A 17,645-nucleotide genomic window follows, 5' to 3' on the forward strand; every position below is an offset into this window, starting at 1 on the left:
CGGTGGTCGATCAAACCGGTGACGCTTCACGGCGGGTGCGCACTTGTGCGCACAAAGTGCACACTTTCGGGCCTTATACGTCCCGGAATGCGTCCAGAATTCTTTCCGCGGCGAGGGTGGCGGTCAGTTCACCGTCCCTCACCTGCCGCTCGACCTCCGGCACCAGCGCCCGCACGGCCGGTGCCGACCGCAGCCGGGCGAGCAGCCGGTCGTGCACCGTGGCCCACGTCCACTCGACCTGTTGGCGGCGGCGCCGCTCGGCCAGTTCCCCGGCACCCTCCAGGGCCGATCGGTGGGCGCCGATCCGCCGCCACACCTCCTCCAGCCCGGAGCCGTCCAGGCCGCTGCACGTCAGCACGGGCGGGTGCCACACCGCGTCCGGCGGGCGCAGCAGCCGCAGCGCGCCGGCCAGCTCCCGGGCCGCCCGGCGGGCCTCGACCTCGTGCGGGCCGTCGGCCTTGTTCACCGCGATCACGTCGGCCAGCTCCAGGACGCCCTTCTTGATGCCCTGGAGCTGGTCGCCGGTGCGCGCCAGCGCGAGGAAGAGGGAGCAGTCGGTCATGTTGGCCACCGCGACCTCGGACTGCCCGACGCCGACGGTCTCCACCAGCACCACGTCGTACCCGGCGGCCTCGACCAGCACGATCGACTCGCGGGTCGCCTTGGCGACGCCGCCGAGGGTGCCGGAGGTCGGCGACGGCCGGATGAACGCCGCCGGGTCGACCGCGAGCCGCGCCATCCGCGTCTTGTCGCCCAGGATGGACCCGCCGGTGCGGGTGGACGACGGGTCGACGGCCAGCACCGCCACCCGGTGCCCGGCGGCGGTCAGCATCGTGCCGAACGCGTCGATGAACGTCGACTTGCCGACCCCGGGCACGCCGGTGACGCCGACCCGGTGCGCGCCGCCGGAGTGCGGCAGCAGTTCGACCAGCAGCTCCTGGGCCGCCGCGCGGTGGTCGGGCCTGGTCGACTCGACCAGCGTGATCGCCCGCGCGAGGGTGCCGCGGTCGCCGGCGAGCACGCCCTTCGCGTACCCGCCGACGTCGACCGGCCTAGGCATCCGCGGGCTGCTCCCGCTGCTCGTGGCCCAGCTGCGCGGCGAGCTTGCGCAGCAGGTCGCCCGCCGCGTCCGCGATCACCGTGCCGGGAGGGAAGATCGCCGCCGCGCCCGCCTCGCGCAGCGCGTCGAAGTCCTGCGGCGGGATCACGCCGCCGACCACGATCATGATGTCCTCGCGCCCCAGCCCCGCCAGCGCCTCCCGCAGCGCGGGCACCAGCGTGAGGTGGCCCGCGGCCAGCGACGAGACGCCGACGATGTGCACGTCGGCCTCGACCGCCTGGCGGGCGACCTCGTCCGGGGTCTGGAACAGCGGGCCGACGTCCACGTCGAAGCCGAGGTCGGCGAACGCGGTCGCGATGACCTTCTGGCCGCGGTCGTGGCCGTCCTGGCCCATCTTGGCGACCAGGATGCGCGGCCGGCGGCCCTCCTCCTCGGCGAAGCGCCCGACCACCTCGCGGGTGGCGTCCAGGTTCGACACGGAACCCGCCTCCTGCCGGTAGACGCCGGTGATGGTGCGGATCTGCGCGGAGTGCCGGCCCCACACCCTGCCCAGGGCGTCGGAGATCTCCCCGACGGTGGCCTTCGCGCGGGCGGCCTCGACGGCCAGCTCCAGCAGGTTGCCGTCCGCGCCGGCGGCGTTGGTCAGGGCGTTCAGCGCGCCGTCCACGGCCGCCTGGTCGCGCTCGGACCTCAGCCGCTCCAGCTTCGCGAGCTGCTGGGCGCGCACCCCGGCGTTGTCGACCTTGAGCACCTCGATCTGCTCGTCGGTCTCCACCCGGTACTTGTTCACGCCGATCACCGGCTGCCGGCCGGAGTCGATGCGGGCCTGGGTGCGGGCCGCCGCCTCCTCGATGCGCAGCTTGGGGATGCCCGCGTCGATGGCCTGCGCCATGCCGCCCGCCGACTCGACCTCGGAGATGTGCGCCCACGCCCGGCGCGCCAGGTCGTGCGTCAGGCGCTCGACGAACGCGCTGCCGCCCCACGGGTCGATCACGCGGGTGGTGCCGGACTCCTGCTGGAGCAGCAGCTGGGTGTTGCGGGCGATGCGGGCGGAGAAGTCGGTGGGCAGCGCCAGCGCCTCGTCCAGCGCGTTGGTGTGCAGCGATTGGGTGTGGCCCTGGGTCGCGGCCATCGCCTCGACGCACGTGCGGGCCACGTTGTTGTAGACGTCCTGCGCGGTCAGCGACCAGCCGGACGTCTGGCAGTGCGTGCGCAGGGACAACGACTTGGGGTTCTCCGGGCCGAAGCCCTTGACCAGCTTGGCCCACAGCAGGCGCGCGGCGCGCAGCTTGGCGACCTCCATGAAGAAGTTCATGCCGATCGCCCAGAAGAACGACAGCCGCGGCGCGAACGCGTCCACGTCGAGGCCCGCGTCCCGGCCCGCGCGCAGGTACTCCACGCCGTCCGCCAGCGTGTAGGCCAGCTCCAGGTCGGCCGTCGCGCCGGCCTCCTGCATGTGGTAGCCGGAGATCGAGATGGAGTTGAACTTCGGCATCCGCCGCGAGGTGTACGCGAAGATGTCGGAGATGATCCGCATCGACGGCTTCGGCGGGTAGATGTAGGTGTTGCGGACCATGAACTCCTTGAGGATGTCGTTCTGGATGGTCCCCGCGAGGAGCTCCGGCGCCACCCCCTGCTCCTCGGCCGCGACGACGTAGAGCGCGAGCACCGGCAGCACGGCGCCGTTCATGGTCATCGACACGCTCATCCGGTCGAGGGGGATGCCCTCGAACAGCCGGCGCATGTCGTAGATCGAGTCGATGGCCACGCCCGCCATGCCCACGTCGCCGGCCACGCGCGGGTGGTCGGAGTCGTAGCCGCGGTGCGTGGCCAGGTCGAACGCCACGGACAGGCCCTTCTGGCCGGCCGCGAGGTTGCGGCGGTAGAAGGCGTTCGACTCCTCGGCGGTGGAGAAGCCGGCGTACTGCCGGATGGTCCACGGCTGGTTGACGTACATCGTCGGGTACGGGCCGCGCAGGAACGGCGCGATGCCCGGGTAGCCGCCCAGGAAGTCCAGGCCCTCGGTGTCGGCGGGGCCGTAGAGGGGCTTGACGCCGATGCCCTCGGGCGTCTCCCGGGTGAGCGCGTCGGGGCCCTTGCCGGTGGCCTCCTGCAGCGCCCGCTGCCACTCGGCGGCGGTCGACGGCGTCGGCTCCCCGAGGTCGACGTCGGCGAAGTTCGGGATCATCGCTGCACTCCCAGGAGGTCGAAGGTGCGCTCCAGGACGTCGAGCGCCTTGCACCCGGTGAACACGTGCTCGTCGACCCTCGCGTCCGTGCCCTTGCCCGCCAGCAGGACGCGTTCGGCGCCGGCCTCGCGCAGCGCGTCGGCGACGGGCGCGGCCAGCTCGGCGTAGACCTTCTCGCTGCCGCACAGGCAGGCGACGCGGGCGCCGCTCGCGCGGAACGCGGCGACGACGTCCTCGACGGTCGCCGTCGGGCCCGCGTCCGGCGTCTCGAACCCGCCCGCCTGGAACAGGTTGGCCGCGAACGTGGCCCGCGCGGTGTGCGCGGCGACCGGGCCGAGCGTGGCCAGGAAGACCTTCGGCCGCTCGGGTGCGGCGTCGGCGGCGTCGCGCAGCGCCTCGTACGCCTGGGCGTACCGGACGCGCGGCAGGCCGCCGGACGGCGCCACGGGCGCGGCGGGCCGCACCACGGGTCGCTCGGTCGGGTTCGGGAACTCGCTGACGCCGGTGATGGCGTCGCCGCGGTCGGCCAGCCTCTCCCGCCGCTTCGCCCACGTCTCCGCGATCTCGCCCGCGACCAGGTCGAACGCCTTCGGCAGGCCGCCCGCAGCCTCGATGCGCCGGAACCAGTCCCACGCGGCGCGCGCCAGGTCGTCGGTCAGCTTCTCCACGTACCAGGAGCCGCCCGCCGGGTCGATCACGCCCGCCAGCCCGGACTCCTCCAGCAGCAGCGACTGCGTGTTGCGCGCGACGCGGCGGGAGAACTCGTCGGGCAGGCCGAGGGCGTCGTCGAACGGCAGCACGGTCACCGCGTCCGCGCCGCCGAGCCCCGCGCCGAAGCACGCCACGGTGGTGCGCAGCATGTTCACCCACGGGTCGCGGCGGGTCATCATCGCGGGCGAGGTCACCGCGTGCTGGAGCTGCGCGGCGGGCGCGCCGGAGACCTCGGTGACCCGCGCCCACAGCCGCCGGGCGGCGCGGAACTTCGCGATGGTGAGGAACTGGTCGGCGGTCGCCGCGTACCGGAACTCCAGCAGCCGCACGGCCTCGGCGGTGGTCAGGCCCGCGCCGGTGAGGTGGCGCAGGTACGCCACGCCGGCGGCGAGGGACGCGCCCAGCTCCTGGGCGTCCGAGCCGCCGGCCTCGTGGAACGGCAGGCCGTCCACGACGACCACGCGCAGCCCGGGGAACCGCCGGGCCGCGCCGAGCAGGTCGGTGAGGGCCGCCAGGTCGGCCGGCTGCCCGGTCCGGGCCTGCACGCCCAGGGGGTCGGCGCCGACGTTGCCGCGCACCTCGCTCGCCAGGACGGGCCGCTGGTCCCAGACCCGCAGCACGGCGCGGCCGGCGGCGAGGAAGTCCGCGCCGCCGTCCACGACGACGGGCGCCAGGTCCAGGTAGACGTCGGCGAGCACCTCGTCGTAGGAGGCGGGGTCGAGCCCTTTGAGCCACAGCGACGTGACGCCGTTCTCCAGGTCGGCCGCGACCGCGTCCCGGTCGGCGACCCGGTGCTGCTGGCGGACGTCCCAGCCGTCGACCGAGCCCTGCGGCCTGCCGCCCCGGGTGAACGGGGGCAGACCGGGGAAGCCGGCGGGGGGCGCCGCGTCGGCCGCGGTGTAGAGCGGCTGGACCTCGATGCCGTCGTAGGTGGTGGTGACCAGCGACCCGAGGTCCGCGCCCGACTTGCGGAGCACGCCGTGCACGAGGTCGAGCCACGTCTCTCGGTCGGGGGTCGGGAACTCGGCGGCCAGCGCCAACTCGCCTGACGGCTCCATCATGCTCCGCAGTGTTACTCACCAGTAGTACGACGGCTATGTGAGGTTCACCGCCGTGAACGATGCAGACGCCAGTCTTCCACGATGGGGAATGATGGCCCAGTGGAGGAAGACCACGTGGTGACCATCGGTGACCCCCCTGAGGACGGCCGCCTGATCGCCGGCCGCTACCGGCTCCGGCACGTCCTGGGCCGCGGGTCGATGGGCACGGTGTGGGCGGCGCACGACGAGGTGCTGCGCCGCGACGTGGCCGTCAAGGAGATCCTCCGACCGTCGGGGACGTCCGACGGCGAGGCGTCGCTGCTGCGCGAGCGCACGCTGCGCGAGGCCCGGTCGGCCGCCGCGCTGGCGCACCCGAACCTGGTCACCCTCTACGACGTCGCGCAGGTCGACGGCGACCCGTACGTGGTGATGGAGCTGGTCGTCTCGTCGTCCCTGGCCGAGGTCGTGCGGCAGCGCGGACCGCTCACCGACGAGCAGGGCGCGGTCGTCGCGGACGCCGTCGCCGCGGGCCTGGAGGCCGCGCACCGGGCGGGCATCACGCACCGGGACGTGAAGCCGGGCAACGTGCTGATCGCCGACGACGGCCGGGTGAAGCTGACCGACTTCGGGATCGCGCGCAACGTCGCCGAGGCGACCCTGACGAGCCGGGGCATCACGCTCGGCACGCCCGCCTACATCGCGCCCGAGGTCGCGGCGGGCGAGGCGGTGTCGCCGGTGGCCGACCAGTGGTCGCTCGGCGCCACCCTGTTCCACGCGATGACCGGGCAGCAGCCGTACGAGGGCGCGAACGTGCTCCAGACGATCAACCAGGTCGTGGAGGGCGAGGTGCCGTCCGCGGCGGCGTGCGGCGCGCTGGCCCCGGTCGTGGCCGGCCTGATGACGAAGGACCCGGCGGGGCGCATGTCGCTCGCCGAGGTGCGCCGCGCGGTCCGGCCGCTGCTGCCCGAGCCCGGCGCGGACGTGTTCCCGGCCGGCGCCGGGACCCGCCCCCTCGTGCCGGTCGTGCGCCCGCCGCTGGTCAAGCCGCGGATCGCCCCGGACACGCCGCTGGCCGCCGACCCCGGTCCCCTGCCGTTCCCGGTGTCCCCGTCCCCTCCCCCGGCCCGGCCGCTGGCGAGGACGCTGGTCGCGCTGGCCGCGCTGGTGCTGTTCGCGATCGGCGGCGCCTCGGGCTTCGCGCTGACCAGGACCGTCGCCGGCGCGCCCCTGCTGCCGCCGCCCGCGGTCACCCGCACGCCGTCCCTGCCCGCGATCAGCGAGACCCCGTCGCTGGGCCCGACCACCGCCTCGGCCACCACGGCCAAGGGCGAGCGGGGCGCCGGGTTCACCGTCGACGTCGGCCCCGACTGGACGAGCTTCCTGGAGCAGCGCGCCAACGAGGGCCTCTCGCCCGGCGCCGTCGTGCACCTGGTCGCCCCGGGCGGCGCCTACGAGGTGTCGGTGCAGCGCTTCCCCGACTACTACCCCGAGCACACCGTGAAGGACTACGTCGCCTTCGTCCGCGCCCGCTGGGGCCAGGACTACTTCAACCCGACGACGGAACCCCTCGACGCGCCGGGCGGCCGGGAGCCGGGCATCGCCCACGGCTACCGGACGGCGGAGCGCGCCACGACCCAGGCGCACGCCGGCGCGGCACCGGCGCCGGACCTGCGGCGCACCCACTACTCCCGCGTCCTGCCGCGGGGCGCCGACCTGTGGGTGGTGGAGATCGTGGTGCCGACGGAGCAGGAGGAGACGGGGCGCGACCTGTTCGCGACGATCGCGCCGACCTTCACCGTGCTCGACTGACCGGCTCCACGGGTTCGGCCGGCCGGCGCGCGGGCAGCGGGTGGGAGCTGCGGTTAGGCTGCCGTGCCGTGACCGCCATCAGTGAGAGCACCACACCGGAAGCCCTGGCCACGGAGGCCGCGCGGGCGCTGGCCGAGCGGACCGGCGTGGACAGGCACGACATCGCCGTGGTCCTCGGGTCGGGCTGGCGCCCGGCCGCGGACCTGATCGGGGAGCCCGCCGCCGAGGTGCCGATGGCCGAGCTGCCCGGGTTCGCGGCCCCCACCGCCGTCGGGCACGGCGGCACGCTGCGGTCGGTGCCGGTCGGCGGCAGGAACGTGCTGGTCATGCTCGGTCGCACGCACGGGTACGAGGGCAAGGGCGTGGACCGGGTCGTGCACGGCGTGCGCACCGCCGCCGCGGCCGGCGTCGGCACGGTCGTGCTGACCAACGCGGCGGGCGGGCTGCGGCAGGGCATGTCGGTCGGGCAGCCCGTGCTGATCAGCGACCACCTGAACCTCACCGCGTCGTCGCCGCTGGTCGGGGCGCGGTTCGTGGACCTGACCGACCTGTACTCGCCGCGGCTGCGCGACCTCGCCCGGGAGATCGACCCGTCGCTGGAGGAGGGCGTCTACGCGGGCCTGCCCGGTCCGCACTTCGAGACGCCCGCCGAGATCCGGATGCTGCGCACGATGGGCGCCGACCTGGTCGGCATGTCCACCGTGCTGGAGGCCATCGCGGCCCGCGCCGAGGGCGTCGAGGTGTTCGGGCTGTCCCTGGTCACGAACCTCGCGGCGGGCATCACCGGCGAACCCCTCAACCACGAGGAGGTGCTGGAGGCCGGCAAGGCGGCGGCGAGCCGGATGGGCGCGCTGCTGCGCGAACTGGTGACCAGGGCCGAGCCGGCGGCCCGCGCATGAGCCTGACGCCCGCGCTGCGCGACGCCGCGTTCCGCTGGATCGCCGACGACCCCGACCCGGACGCCCGCGCCGAGCTCCAGGGCGTGCTGGCGCGGGCCCTGGGCGGCGACCCGGCGGCGGCCGACGAGCTGGCCGACCGGATGGCCGGGCCGCTCGCGTTCGGCACGGCCGGGCTGCGCGGCCCCGTGCGGGCCGGCCCCAACGGCATGAACCGGGCCGTCGTCGTGCGCACCACGGCCGGGCTGGCCGCGTGGCTCAAGGCCAACGGGCGCGTCGGCACGGTGTTCGTCGGCCGCGACGCCCGGCACGGCTCGGAGGACTTCGCCGCCGCGGCGGCCGGGGTGCTGGCCGCCGAGGGCTTCGACGTGCGCGCCCTGCCCCGGCCGCTGCCGACGCCGGTCCTCGCGTTCCTGGTCAAGCGGCACGGCGCGGTGGCGGGCGTGCAGGTCACCGCCTCGCACAACCCGCCCGCCGACAACGGCTACAAGCTGTACCTGGCGGGCGGCGGGCAGATCGTGCCGCCGGAGGACCGGCAGATCGAGGCCGCGATCCGCGCGGTGCCGGCCGCGGTGTCCGTGCCGCTGGCCGACTCGTGGGCGACGGTGACCGACGCCGAGGTCGACGAGTACCTGGAACGGGTCGCGTCGCTGCCCCGCGGCACGGCGCGCGACCTGCGGGTGGCGTTGACGCCGATGCACGGCGTGGGCGGCGCGACGGCCGTGGAGGCGCTGCGGCGGGCCGGGTTCACCGACGTGCGGGTGGTGCGGGAGCAGGCCGTGCCGGACCCGGACTTCCCGACCGTGGCGTTCCCCAACCCGGAGGAGCCGGGCGCGGCGGACCGGCTGCTGGCGCTCGCCGCGGAGGTCGACGCGGACCTGGCCGTCGCGCTCGACCCGGACGCCGACCGGTGCGCGCTGGGCGTGCGGGGGCGCGACGGGACGTGGCGGATGCTGCGCGGCGACGAGACCGGCGTGCTGCTCGGCTCCCTGGTGCTGTCCACCGCGGACACCCCGGACCCGCTGGTGGCCACCACGATCGTGTCGTCGTCGCTGCTGGGGTCCATCGCGGCGGCGCGCGGCGCCCGGTACGCGGAGACGCTCACCGGGTTCAAGTGGCTGGTCCGCGCGGGCGAGGGGCTGGTGTTCGCCTACGAGGAGGCGCTGGGCACCTGCGTAGACCCGGCGCACGTCAACGACAAGGACGGCATCTCGGCGGCGGTCGTCGCGTGCGACCTGGCGGCGGGGCTGAAGGCGTCCGGCCGCGACCTGCTCGACGCGCTGGACCAGCTGGCCGTCGACCACGGCCTGCACCTGACCGACCAGGTGTCGCTGCGGTTCACCGACCTGTCCCGGATCGGGGCGCTGATGGCGCGGCTGCGCGCCGAGCCGCCGGCCGGCTTCGCGTTCGAGGACCTGCTGCCGGGGGCCGACGTGGTGCGGCTGACGGCCGAGGGCGTGCGGGTCGTCGTGCGGCCGTCCGGCACGGAACCGAAGCTGAAGGCGTACCTGGAGGTCGTCGAACCCGTGTCCGACGACCTGCCGGCCGCCCGGGAGCGCGCGACGGCCCGGTTGGCCGACCTGCGCGCCCGCGTGGAGGGGCTGCTCGCCCCGTAGGGGACCGAGCCCCGGAGGGGACCGGGCCCCGTAGGGGACCGGGCCCCGGAGGGTCGGGTCCCCGGAGGATCAGGACATGATCGCGATGACCAGGCACAGCACCGCGATCGCCAGCGCACCGCCCGCCACCAGGTACGGCCGCTTGGTCGGCGGGCTCACGCGGTTCGGCCGGTTCTCGGTGAGCGCGGCGACCGCGATGCGCCCGGCGACGTAGCCGGCGGCGCAGAGCGCGACGCCGACCGCCAGGATCATCGTGTTGACGGCCCACGGGCTGTGGTCGACCCCCGGCCACAGCGCGATGAAGACCAGCGGCAGGCCGATCAGCGTCAGCGAGACGCCGACCCCGCCTCCCCAGGTGATCCTGCGGTTGCGCTCCATCGTGGCGATGCTGCGAGTGTCCATGACTCCCTCCCGGTCACCTACTAAGACGTGCGGGGGCCACACTGGTTCCATGGCCCGGTTGTTGATCATCCACCACACGCCGTCGCCCGCGACGCACGAGCTGTTCGAGGCCGTCGTCGCCGGGGCCAACGACCCGGAGGTGGCCGGGGTCGAGGTGGTGCGGGTGCCGGCGCTGGGCGCGACCGCGTCCGACGTCCTCGCCGCCGACGGCTACCTGCTCGGCACGCCCGTCAACATCGGGTACATCAGCGGCGCGCTCAAGCACTTCTTCGACACCGTCTACTACCCCTGCCTGGACGCCACGCGCGGCCGGCCGTTCGGGGCGTACGTGCACGGCAACCAGGGCACCGAGGGCGCGGTGCGGGCGATCCGGGACATCACGACGGGGCTCGGGTGGACGCCGGTCGGCGACACCGTGACCCTCACCGGCGCACCGGACCGGGCCGCGCGCGAGCGGTGCTACGAGCTGGGCGCGACGGTCGCCGCCACGATCATGTGAGCCTTCATGGTCAGCGCCCCAGGGTGTCCATGACCTGCGCCGGGTAGCGGGTGCCGGCCACGGCGTCCGCGGGCACGGCCGACTCGACGCGCGCCAGCTGGGGGCCGGTGAGCCGGATCGACGCGGCGGCGGCGTTCTCCTCCAGGTACCGCACCCGCTTGGTGCCCGGGATCGGCACGGCGCCCCGGTGGTGCACCCACGCCAGGGCGATCTGCGCGGGCGTCACGCCGTGCTCGCGCGCCACCTCCCGCAGCGACTCCACCAGCGCCAGGTTGCGGGCGAAGTTCGCGTCGTCGGCGAACCTCGGCTGGTGGGTGAGCCGCACGTCGCCGGGCGCGAAGTCGTCCTTCGACGTGTACCGGCCGGTGAGGAAGCCCCGGCCCAGCGGCGAGTACGCCACCACGCCGACGCCCAGCTCGCGGCACGCGGGCACGACCTCGTCCTCGATGTCGCGCGACCACAGCGACCACTCGCTCTGGACCGCGGCGATCGGGTGCACGGCGTGCGCCCGGCGCAGCGTCGCCGCGCCCACCTCGGACAGCCCGAGGTGCCGCACCTTGCCCTCGGCGACCAGCTCGGCCATCGCGCCCACGGTCTCCTCCACCGGCACGCCGGGGTCCAACCGGTGCTGGTAGTAGAGGTCGACGTGGTCGACGCCGAGCCGGCGCAGCGACGCCTCGGCCGCCTGCCGCACGTACGCGGGGTCGCCGCGCACGCCCCAGTCGGCGCCCGGCTCGCGGACCACCGCGAACTTGGTGGCCAGCACGACCTCGTCCCGGCGGCCCCGGATCGCCCGGCCGACCAGCTCCTCGTTCGTGAACGGCCCGTACATGTCGGCCGTGTCGAGGAACGTGACGCCCAGGTCGAGCGCGCGGCGGATGGTGGCGGTCGACTCGACGTCGTCGCCGGGCCCGTAGAACTCGCTCATCCCCATGCAGCCCAGCCCCTGCGCGCTCACCTCCAGCGCACCCAGACGGCGGTTCTCCATGGCGCTCCCCCTCCGGAGTCCGGCAACGGTCCGGTTCCCACTGTGCTCGGCCCGGTCCGGGGCGGCCAACCACCCCGGACCGACTCCGTGCACTAGCGGTTGGAGAGCTTGAGCATCTCGGGCGTGTACCGCTCGCCGACGACGGCCGACGTGGCGGCCTCGACCACCCGCAGCTCCTCCGGCGTCAGCACCAGGTCGGCGGCGGCGACGTTCTCCTCCAGGTACTCCACCCGCTTGGTGCCGGGGATCGGCACGACGTCGGGCCCCTGGTGGTGCACCCAGGCCAGGGCGAGCTGACCGGCGGTGACGCCGCGTTCGGCGGCCAGCTCCTGGAGGGCCCGCACGATCGCGGTGTTGCGGGCGAAGTTCTCGCCGGCGAACCGGGGCAGGCCGCGGCGCACGTCGTCCTCGTCGAGGTCGTCGACGGACGTCACGCGGCCGGTCAGGAAACCCCGCCCGAGCGGGGAGAACGGCACCAGGCCGATGCCCAGCTCTCGGCACGTCGGCACGACCTCCGCCTCGACGTCGCGCGACCACAGCGACCACTCGCTCTGGAGCGCGGCGATCGGGTGCACGGCGTGGGCGCGGCGGATCGTGGCCGCGGACGCCTCGGACAGCCCGAGGTGCCGGACCTTGCCCTCGGCGACCAGTTCGGCCATCGCGCCCACGGTCTCCTCCACCGGCACGGTCGGGTCGACGCGGTGCTGGTAGTACAGGTCGACGTGGTCGACGCCGAGCCGGCGCAGCGACGCCTCGGCCGCCTGCCGCACGTACGGCGCGTCGCCGCGCGGGCGGCGCCCGGGGTCGGCGAGGGAGAACTTGGTGGCGAGGACGACGCGGTCGCGGCGGTCCGCGATCGCCCGCCCCACCAGCTCCTCGTTGGCGCCCGCGCCGTAGACGTCGGCGGTGTCGAGGAGCACGACGCCGAGGTCGAGGGCGCGGTGGACCGTGGCGATCGACCCGCGCTCGTCACCCGCGCCGTACGACTGGCTCATGCCCATGCAGCCCAGGCCCTGCCGGCCCGCTTCCAGCCCGCCCAGCAGCGTCACGCCGTGATCCCTTCCACGAAGGTGTGCTCGATCTGCTCGTAGTGCGTGATCTTGTAGTCCAGCACGTCCAGGCAGGACTGCAGCTCGGCGATGCGCGCGCGCACCGAGGCGCGGTGCTCGTGGAGCATCTGCTTGCGCCGGCCCGCGGTCAGCCCACCACCGTGCCTGAGCTGCGCGTACTCCCGCATCATGCGGATCGGCATGCCGGTCGTGCGCAGCCTGGTGAGGAAGTGGAGCCAGCCCAGGTCGTCGTCGCTGTAGGTCCGCCGGCCGCCCGCGTCCCGCGCGGGCGGGTCCACCAGGCCGATGCGTTCGTAGTAGCGCAGCGTGTCGATCGACAACCCGCTGCGCTGCGCCGCCTGAGCGATCGAGTAAGTCACGCAGACGACCGTAGGAGCTGGAGTGCACTCCAGGTCAACCCGTTTCGGCCACCGGACGCCCCCGGTGGGGGCCGGACGCCGGCTCAGCCCTCCTTCGCCAGGCCCCACGCCTCCAGGTGGGCGGCCATGCCGGCCACGTCGATCTGCTCCCTGCCGAGCGCGCGGACGAGGTCGAGCGCCTCGTCCTCCTCGGCGTCCACCACCCAGCCGTTGATGTCGCACAGCGTCACGGCCGCGACCCACCCGAGGCGCCAGTTGCCCTCGGCCAGTGGACGCGTGCGGACGATCGAGTCGAGCAGCGCGGCGGCTTTCAGCCAGAGCGTGTCGTACGCCTCGACCCCCAGCACTGATGCCCTGGGGCGGTGGGCTGCGGAGTCGAGGAGACCTAAGTCGCGCACGACCAGGTCCCCGCCGGTGACGGCGGTCGCCAGCACGAGCAAGTCGCCGGCGTCGAGGTAGTTGACCACTGCTTGACGCGCTCCCTGTCCTGCGGGGCGGGGACTCCGGTGCGGCCAGGCCGCCGCCGGCATTCCGGCGCCACCACCCACCCCCTCAGGTCCGTATCGCCTCGCCGTCCGGACGACGTCGAGGATGGTGTCGGCCGCGCTGTGCGCCGGAGCGCGACCAGGACGCGGCCCGATCTTCAACGGCGCACCATACCGGTGCGCTCGACGGCGTCGTGGGCGTTCGCACGGGTGCGCACGCAGGCGGAGCGGTTGACAGTGGTTGAACTGCACGGATTCACCGTATCGAACATGTGTTCGAACGGCGAGGGGAATCCGGACCGTCACTCGAACGTGCGGGATCGACTACCGAGCGCTGCGGGAAGCCGAAAAAGCGGACGGGTCAGGCGGAGCCGAGCCGGTCGAGCAGCCCGCGGTACTTGGGGAGCACGCGCCCGAGCACCTCGGACAGCTGCTCCTCCTTCTGCAGCCTGGCCCAGCGCTCGGCCAGCGCCAACCGGACCACCTCTTGCTTGGAACGCCCCTCGGCCGCGGCGAGCTCGTCGAGCCGCCGGTTCTCCTCGTCACTCAGACGCAGGGTCATCGCCATGGGGAAGGACGGTACCAACTTGGTACCACAATGGCCAGACTAATTTGGTAACAGTGTTTTGATATATACTGCGCGGGTGCCGCGGCCCAAGACGCACGACGACGCTCTCCGCGCCCGCCTGCTGGTCCGGGCAGGTGAACTGCTGTCCGCCGAGGGCCCGGGCGCATTGAGCTTGCGCAGGCTGGCGGCCGATGTCAACACCTCCACCACCGCGGTCTACTCGCTGTTCGGCGGGAAGCCCGCGCTGCTCAACGCCCTCTACGAGGAGGCGTTCCGCCGTTTCGGTGAACGGCTCGCGGAGGTGCCGCGGACGGACGACCCGGTCGAGGACCTCGTGCAGCTGGGCCTCGCCTACCGGCGCAGCGCGTTGGCCGACCCGCAGTTCTACCTGGTGATGTACGCCAAGGTCGTGCCGGGCTTCGAGCCGTCCGCCGAGGTGTTCGAGGCGTCCTGCGCGGCCTTCGAACCGCTGCTGGCGCACGTGACGCGCGCCCTGGAGGCGGGGCTGTTCGCGCCGAACCCGAGCGCGCGGCTCGCCGTGGGCGTGTGGGGCACGGTGCACGGCCTGCTGACCCTGGAGCTGAACGGCAACGTGCCGCCCGAGCTGGGCCTCGACGCGATCTACGAGGGCGCGCTGCGCGCCCTGACCGACGGCTGGCGCGCCCGCCGCTGACGAAGAAGGTGGGGCCCGGGGGGCGGCCGCCGCGAAACCCCCCGGACCCCGTGAACTGCCCTTCTCAGGACAGTCCGCTGGTGAGCGCCTTGATCAGCTCGCCGTCGGCGGTGTCGCCGTCGAGCGACCAGATCATCGCGCCGCCGAGCCGCCGGTCCGCCACGTAGCGGCCCTTGCGCCTCATCTCGGTCGGGTCGTCCCAGGTCCAGAACGTGGTGCCGTCGAACAGCCAGGCGTGCCCGGCCTTCGCGTCGCGGTGCACGGTGAACCGGGGCAGCTGCGCCTTGAGGACGCGGTAGTCCTCGTAGCCCGCCTCGTACGTCGCCGGCGCGGGGCCGGTCGCGTTCTGGAACAGGCCGTTGTCCGCGTTGGTCACGCCGGTCCAGCCGCGGCTGTAGAAGGGCACGCCCAGGACGACCTTGTTCTTCGGCGCGCCGTTCTCCAGGTAGTGGTCGACCGCGACCTGCGAGCTGAACGGCAGCGGCGCGGGGTCGCCGGCGGGGGTGCGGATCGACGACTGCTGGTTCGTCCGCGGGTCCCAGGCGCCGTGGTAGTCGTAGCCCTGGACCGTGCCGAAGGTCAGCAGGCCGAAGACCCGTGCGACCTCGAAGCCCCGGTCGACCTGCCGCGGGTCGGCGGGCAGGAACGCGGTGAGGTCGTAGGACCTGCCGGTCCGCCAGGTCAGCTTGCCGAGCTGCTTGCGGTACTCGACGAGCAGCGCGGTGAAGTTCCGCTTGTCCTCGGGGCGCACGACGTTGCCGGGCGCGGCCTCGCTGGCCGGCCACTCCCAGTCGAGGTCGATGCCGTCGAACACGCCCGCCGCCGCGCCGGGCGCGAGGCCGGGCAGGTTGCCCTTGAGCCACATGTCGAGGCACGAGGCCACGTGGGCGGCGCGCGACTCGGGCGTGAGGGCGGCGTTGGAGAAGTACTTGGAGCCGGTCCAGCCGCCGAGGGAGATGTTGATCCGCAGCTTCGGGTGCTTCGCCTTGAGCTGCTTGAGCTGGTTGAGGTTGCCGGACAGCGCCTGGCCCGCCTCGTCCGCCTCGCCGCTGACGGACTGCTCGGCGGTGAACGGCCACTGGTAGTCGGCCCACGGGTCGGAGCTGACGCACGCGCCGCTCTCGTCGAGGAACCCGAACGCGTAGTTCAGGTGCGTCAGGCGCGGCGCGGTGCCGTTGGTGACGAGGTTCTTGACCAGGAAGTTCCGGTCGTAACCGCTCCACTGGGTGTAGTACCCGACGGTGCGGGTCTTCGTCCCGCCGGCGTGGTGGCCGCCGTGGCGGTCCTCGTCGTGGGCGGCGGCCTGCGGCGCCAGTGAGGCGACCAACGCGGTGGCCAGGAGGGCGGGGAGCACCCATCTCCTGCTCGACATGCTTCTCCTCGCGGGGCGGCGGCAGCATTCCGGTTGTGGTCTGGACCACGGTAGTGATGAGGTCTAGACCATTGCTACGGCCGAACGGCCGAATCCGGCAACACCGCCCGCCGTCGCCGGAGGTCGTGCCCACCGGGTTCGCCACGGCCTTTGCAAACTTTTGCATGTGCGGACACCCGACCGACCGCGCTAGCGTCGGTATTCAAATTTGAACACCGAGCCACTGGGGGAACACGTGACGATCCTGGTCACCGGGGCGACCGGCACCGTCGGCCGCGCCGTCGTCGAGCAGCTGCTGGCGGCGGGTGCGGCGGTGCGGGCGCTCACCCGCGACCCGGCGCGGGCCGGGCTGCCCGCCGGCGCGGAGGTCGTGGCGGGCGACCTGACCCGGCCCGCCGACCTGCCGCTGGAGGGCGTGACGGCCGCCTACCTGATCGCCGTCGTCGAGTCCGACGAGGCGCCCGCGCACGCCGAGGCGTTCCTGCGCGCCGCCCCCGACCTGCGGCGGGTGGCGTTCCTGTCCAGCAGCGCGGTCACCGCGCGACGGCCCGGCAGCTACGAGCTGCACCACGACGTGGAGCAGGTGGTCGAGGCGTCCGGGGTGGCGTGGACGCACGTGCGGCCGGGCGAGTTCATGGCGAACAAGCTGGTCTGGGCGCGCGGCATCCGGGAGGACGACGTGGTGCGCGCGCCGTTCCCGGACTCGGTGGGCGCGCCGGTGCACGAGGCCGACGTGGCCGAGGTCGTCGTGCACGCCCTGCTGTGCGACGGGCACGCGGGGCGGGCGTACACGCTCAGCGGCCCCGAGGCGTTGACGCACCGGCAGCAGGCGGAGGCGTTCGCGCGCGGCCTGGGCCGGCCGATCCGCTACGAGCGCCTCACGTACGGCCAGGCGCGGGCCGCCCTGATCCGCGACGAGGGCCTGCCCTACGACGTGGCCGAGTACCTGCTCGGCTACATGGCCCAGCACGCCGAGGAGCCGGCCGACGTGACCCCCGACCACGCGACCGTCACCGGCCGCCCGGGCCGGACCCTGGCCCAGTGGGCCGCCGACCACGCCACCACCCTCACCCCCGCCTGACCCGCGAGAGTCCAACACCCAGGCCCCGAGAGTCCAACACCCAGGTCGCGAGAGTCCAACGCCCAGGACCACCGAGTTCTACGTTCGGGACTCCCCGGTGAGCGCTCGCGCCGTCCTGGATGTAGAACTCAGGGGTCCTGAGCGTTGGACTCTCGGGGCTTGAGCGTTGGACTCTCGGGGTTAGACGGCGCCGTACTGGCGGTCGCCGGCGTCGCCGAGGCCCGGGACGATGAAGCCCGAGTCGTTCAGGCGCTCGTCGACGCTGGCGGTCACCAGGCGCACCGGCAGGTCGGAGTCGGCCAGGTGCTTGATGCCCTCGGGCGCGGCCAGGGCGCAGATAGCGGTCACGTCCGTCGCGCCCCGGTCGGTCAGCAGGCGGATCGTGTAGGCCATCGACCCGCCGGTGGCCAGCATCGGGTCCAGCACGAACACCGGTCGGCCGGCCAGGCTCTCCGGCAGCGACTCCATGTACGGCGTGGGCTGGAGCGTCTCCTCGTCGCGCGCCAGGCCGACGAACCCCATCTGCGCGTCGGGGATCAGCTTGTGCGCCTGGTCGGCCATGCCGAGGCCGGCCCGGAGGACGGGCACCAGCAGCGGCGGGTTCTCCAGCCGGTAACCGGTGGTCCGGGCGACCGGCGTGTGCACCCGCTCCTCGGCCACCGGCGCGTGCCGCGTGGCCTCGTAGACCAGCATCACGGTCAGCTCGTGCAGCGCGGCGCGGAACGCCGCGTTGTCGGTGCGGGCGTCGCGCATGGTGGTCAGCCGCGCCCGGGCCAGGGGGTGATCGACGACGAGGACGTCCATGGTCGAACAGTATGTGGCACCGTC

General features: G+C 73.9%; 17 protein-coding genes. 6 read left to right on the forward strand and 11 right to left on the reverse strand.

From position 1 onward, the window contains the following. Positions 1-73: 73 nt before the first annotated feature. From meaB to ACRAKJ_RS38155, 3 genes are read right to left on the reverse strand one after another with little or no spacing between them, the layout of a single operon-like run. Positions 74-1,060, reverse strand: a complete 987-nt coding sequence (gene meaB / locus ACRAKJ_RS38145; protein WP_438921679.1) for a methylmalonyl Co-A mutase-associated GTPase MeaB — start codon at positions 1,058-1,060, stop codon at positions 74-76. After that, a complete protein-coding gene (gene scpA, locus ACRAKJ_RS38150) occupies positions 1,053-3,248 on the reverse strand; it encodes a methylmalonyl-CoA mutase (RefSeq protein ID WP_438921680.1) in 2,196 nt (731 codons plus the stop codon). The genes meaB and scpA overlap by 8 nt, the downstream gene beginning before the upstream one ends. After that, positions 3,245-5,017, reverse strand: coding sequence for a methylmalonyl-CoA mutase family protein (locus tag ACRAKJ_RS38155; protein ID WP_438921708.1), 1,773 nt, complete (start codon positions 5,015-5,017; stop codon positions 3,245-3,247). Before ACRAKJ_RS38155 ends, scpA begins: the two co-directional genes overlap by 4 nt. Positions 5,018-5,134: 117 nt before the next feature. Here ACRAKJ_RS38155 and ACRAKJ_RS38160 point away from each other — a divergent pair, with 117 nt between their 5' ends. The 3 genes from ACRAKJ_RS38160 (at position 5,135) to ACRAKJ_RS38170 (ending at position 9,320) form a co-directional block, all read left to right on the forward strand. Continuing rightward, the gene (locus ACRAKJ_RS38160) at positions 5,135-6,808 is read left to right on the forward strand and encodes a protein kinase domain-containing protein (protein ID WP_438921681.1); all 1,674 of its coding nucleotides are present in this window, start codon (positions 5,135-5,137) and stop codon (positions 6,806-6,808) included. Positions 6,809-6,876: 68 nt separating this feature from the next. Beyond that, entirely contained in the window at positions 6,877-7,707 is an 831-nt protein-coding gene (locus tag ACRAKJ_RS38165; RefSeq protein WP_438921682.1) for a purine-nucleoside phosphorylase, read from the forward strand. After that, positions 7,704-9,320, forward strand: coding sequence for a phospho-sugar mutase (locus ACRAKJ_RS38170; protein ID WP_438921683.1), 1,617 nt, complete (start codon positions 7,704-7,706; stop codon positions 9,318-9,320). Before ACRAKJ_RS38165 ends, ACRAKJ_RS38170 begins: the two co-directional genes overlap by 4 nt. Before the next feature lie 69 nt (positions 9,321-9,389). Here ACRAKJ_RS38170 and ACRAKJ_RS38175 read toward each other — a convergent pair whose 3' ends face one another. Further along, entirely contained in the window at positions 9,390-9,722 is a 333-nt protein-coding gene (locus ACRAKJ_RS38175) for a hypothetical protein (protein WP_438921684.1), read from the reverse strand. Positions 9,723-9,771: 49 nt separating this feature from the next. Between ACRAKJ_RS38175 and ACRAKJ_RS38180 the strand changes: the two genes are divergently transcribed. Beyond that, positions 9,772-10,221: an NAD(P)H-dependent oxidoreductase gene (locus tag ACRAKJ_RS38180; protein WP_438921685.1), complete on the forward strand. Its 450-nt coding sequence runs from the start codon at positions 9,772-9,774 to the stop codon at positions 10,219-10,221. Positions 10,222-10,231: 10 nt separating this feature from the next. On the opposite strand, the gene ACRAKJ_RS38185 is transcribed toward ACRAKJ_RS38180, so the two are convergent. The 5 genes from ACRAKJ_RS38185 to ACRAKJ_RS38205 all read right to left on the reverse strand — a co-directional run bounded on the left by ACRAKJ_RS38185 (position 10,232) and on the right by ACRAKJ_RS38205 (position 13,685). Beyond that, positions 10,232-11,209: an aldo/keto reductase gene (locus ACRAKJ_RS38185; RefSeq protein WP_438921686.1), complete on the reverse strand. Its 978-nt coding sequence runs from the start codon at positions 11,207-11,209 to the stop codon at positions 10,232-10,234. Positions 11,210-11,301: 92 nt separating this feature from the next. After that, positions 11,302-12,210 carry an aldo/keto reductase gene (locus tag ACRAKJ_RS38190; protein WP_438921709.1) on the reverse strand — a complete coding sequence of 303 codons (909 nt, stop codon included), beginning with the start codon at positions 12,208-12,210 and terminating at the stop codon, positions 11,302-11,304. Positions 12,211-12,254: 44 nt separating this feature from the next. Continuing rightward, the gene (locus ACRAKJ_RS38195; protein WP_438921687.1) at positions 12,255-12,638 is read right to left on the reverse strand and encodes a MerR family transcriptional regulator; all 384 of its coding nucleotides are present in this window, start codon (positions 12,636-12,638) and stop codon (positions 12,255-12,257) included. Positions 12,639-12,721: 83 nt separating this feature from the next. Then, positions 12,722-13,105: a Fic family protein gene (locus ACRAKJ_RS38200; protein ID WP_438921688.1), complete on the reverse strand. Its 384-nt coding sequence runs from the start codon at positions 13,103-13,105 to the stop codon at positions 12,722-12,724. Between the two features lie 379 nt (positions 13,106-13,484). Next, positions 13,485-13,685: a type II toxin-antitoxin system VapB family antitoxin gene (locus ACRAKJ_RS38205; RefSeq protein WP_233824133.1), complete on the reverse strand. Its 201-nt coding sequence runs from the start codon at positions 13,683-13,685 to the stop codon at positions 13,485-13,487. An 82-nt stretch (positions 13,686-13,767) separates the two neighbouring features. Here ACRAKJ_RS38205 and ACRAKJ_RS38210 point away from each other — a divergent pair, with 82 nt between their 5' ends. Beyond that, on the forward strand, positions 13,768-14,364 hold the full coding sequence (locus ACRAKJ_RS38210) for a WHG domain-containing protein (protein ID WP_438921689.1): 597 nt from the start codon (positions 13,768-13,770) through the stop codon (positions 14,362-14,364). 64 nt (positions 14,365-14,428) lie between these two features. Here ACRAKJ_RS38210 and ACRAKJ_RS38215 read toward each other — a convergent pair whose 3' ends face one another. Continuing rightward, the gene (locus ACRAKJ_RS38215; protein WP_438921690.1) at positions 14,429-15,736 is read right to left on the reverse strand and encodes a glycosyl hydrolase family 18 protein; all 1,308 of its coding nucleotides are present in this window, start codon (positions 15,734-15,736) and stop codon (positions 14,429-14,431) included. Positions 15,737-15,971: 235 nt separating this feature from the next. On the opposite strand from ACRAKJ_RS38215, the gene ACRAKJ_RS38220 reads away from it, so the two are divergent. Further along, positions 15,972-16,817 carry an NmrA family NAD(P)-binding protein gene (locus ACRAKJ_RS38220; protein WP_438921691.1) on the forward strand — a complete coding sequence of 282 codons (846 nt, stop codon included), beginning with the start codon at positions 15,972-15,974 and terminating at the stop codon, positions 16,815-16,817. Between the two features lie 180 nt (positions 16,818-16,997). Here the strand turns inward: ACRAKJ_RS38220 and upp are convergent, their stop codons facing one another. Continuing rightward, positions 16,998-17,621, reverse strand: a complete 624-nt coding sequence (upp, locus tag ACRAKJ_RS38225; protein WP_438921692.1) for a uracil phosphoribosyltransferase — start codon at positions 17,619-17,621, stop codon at positions 16,998-17,000. Positions 17,622-17,645 lie beyond the last annotated feature (24 nt).

The sequence above is a fragment of the Saccharothrix sp. DSM 118769 genome (assembly GCF_052936295.1).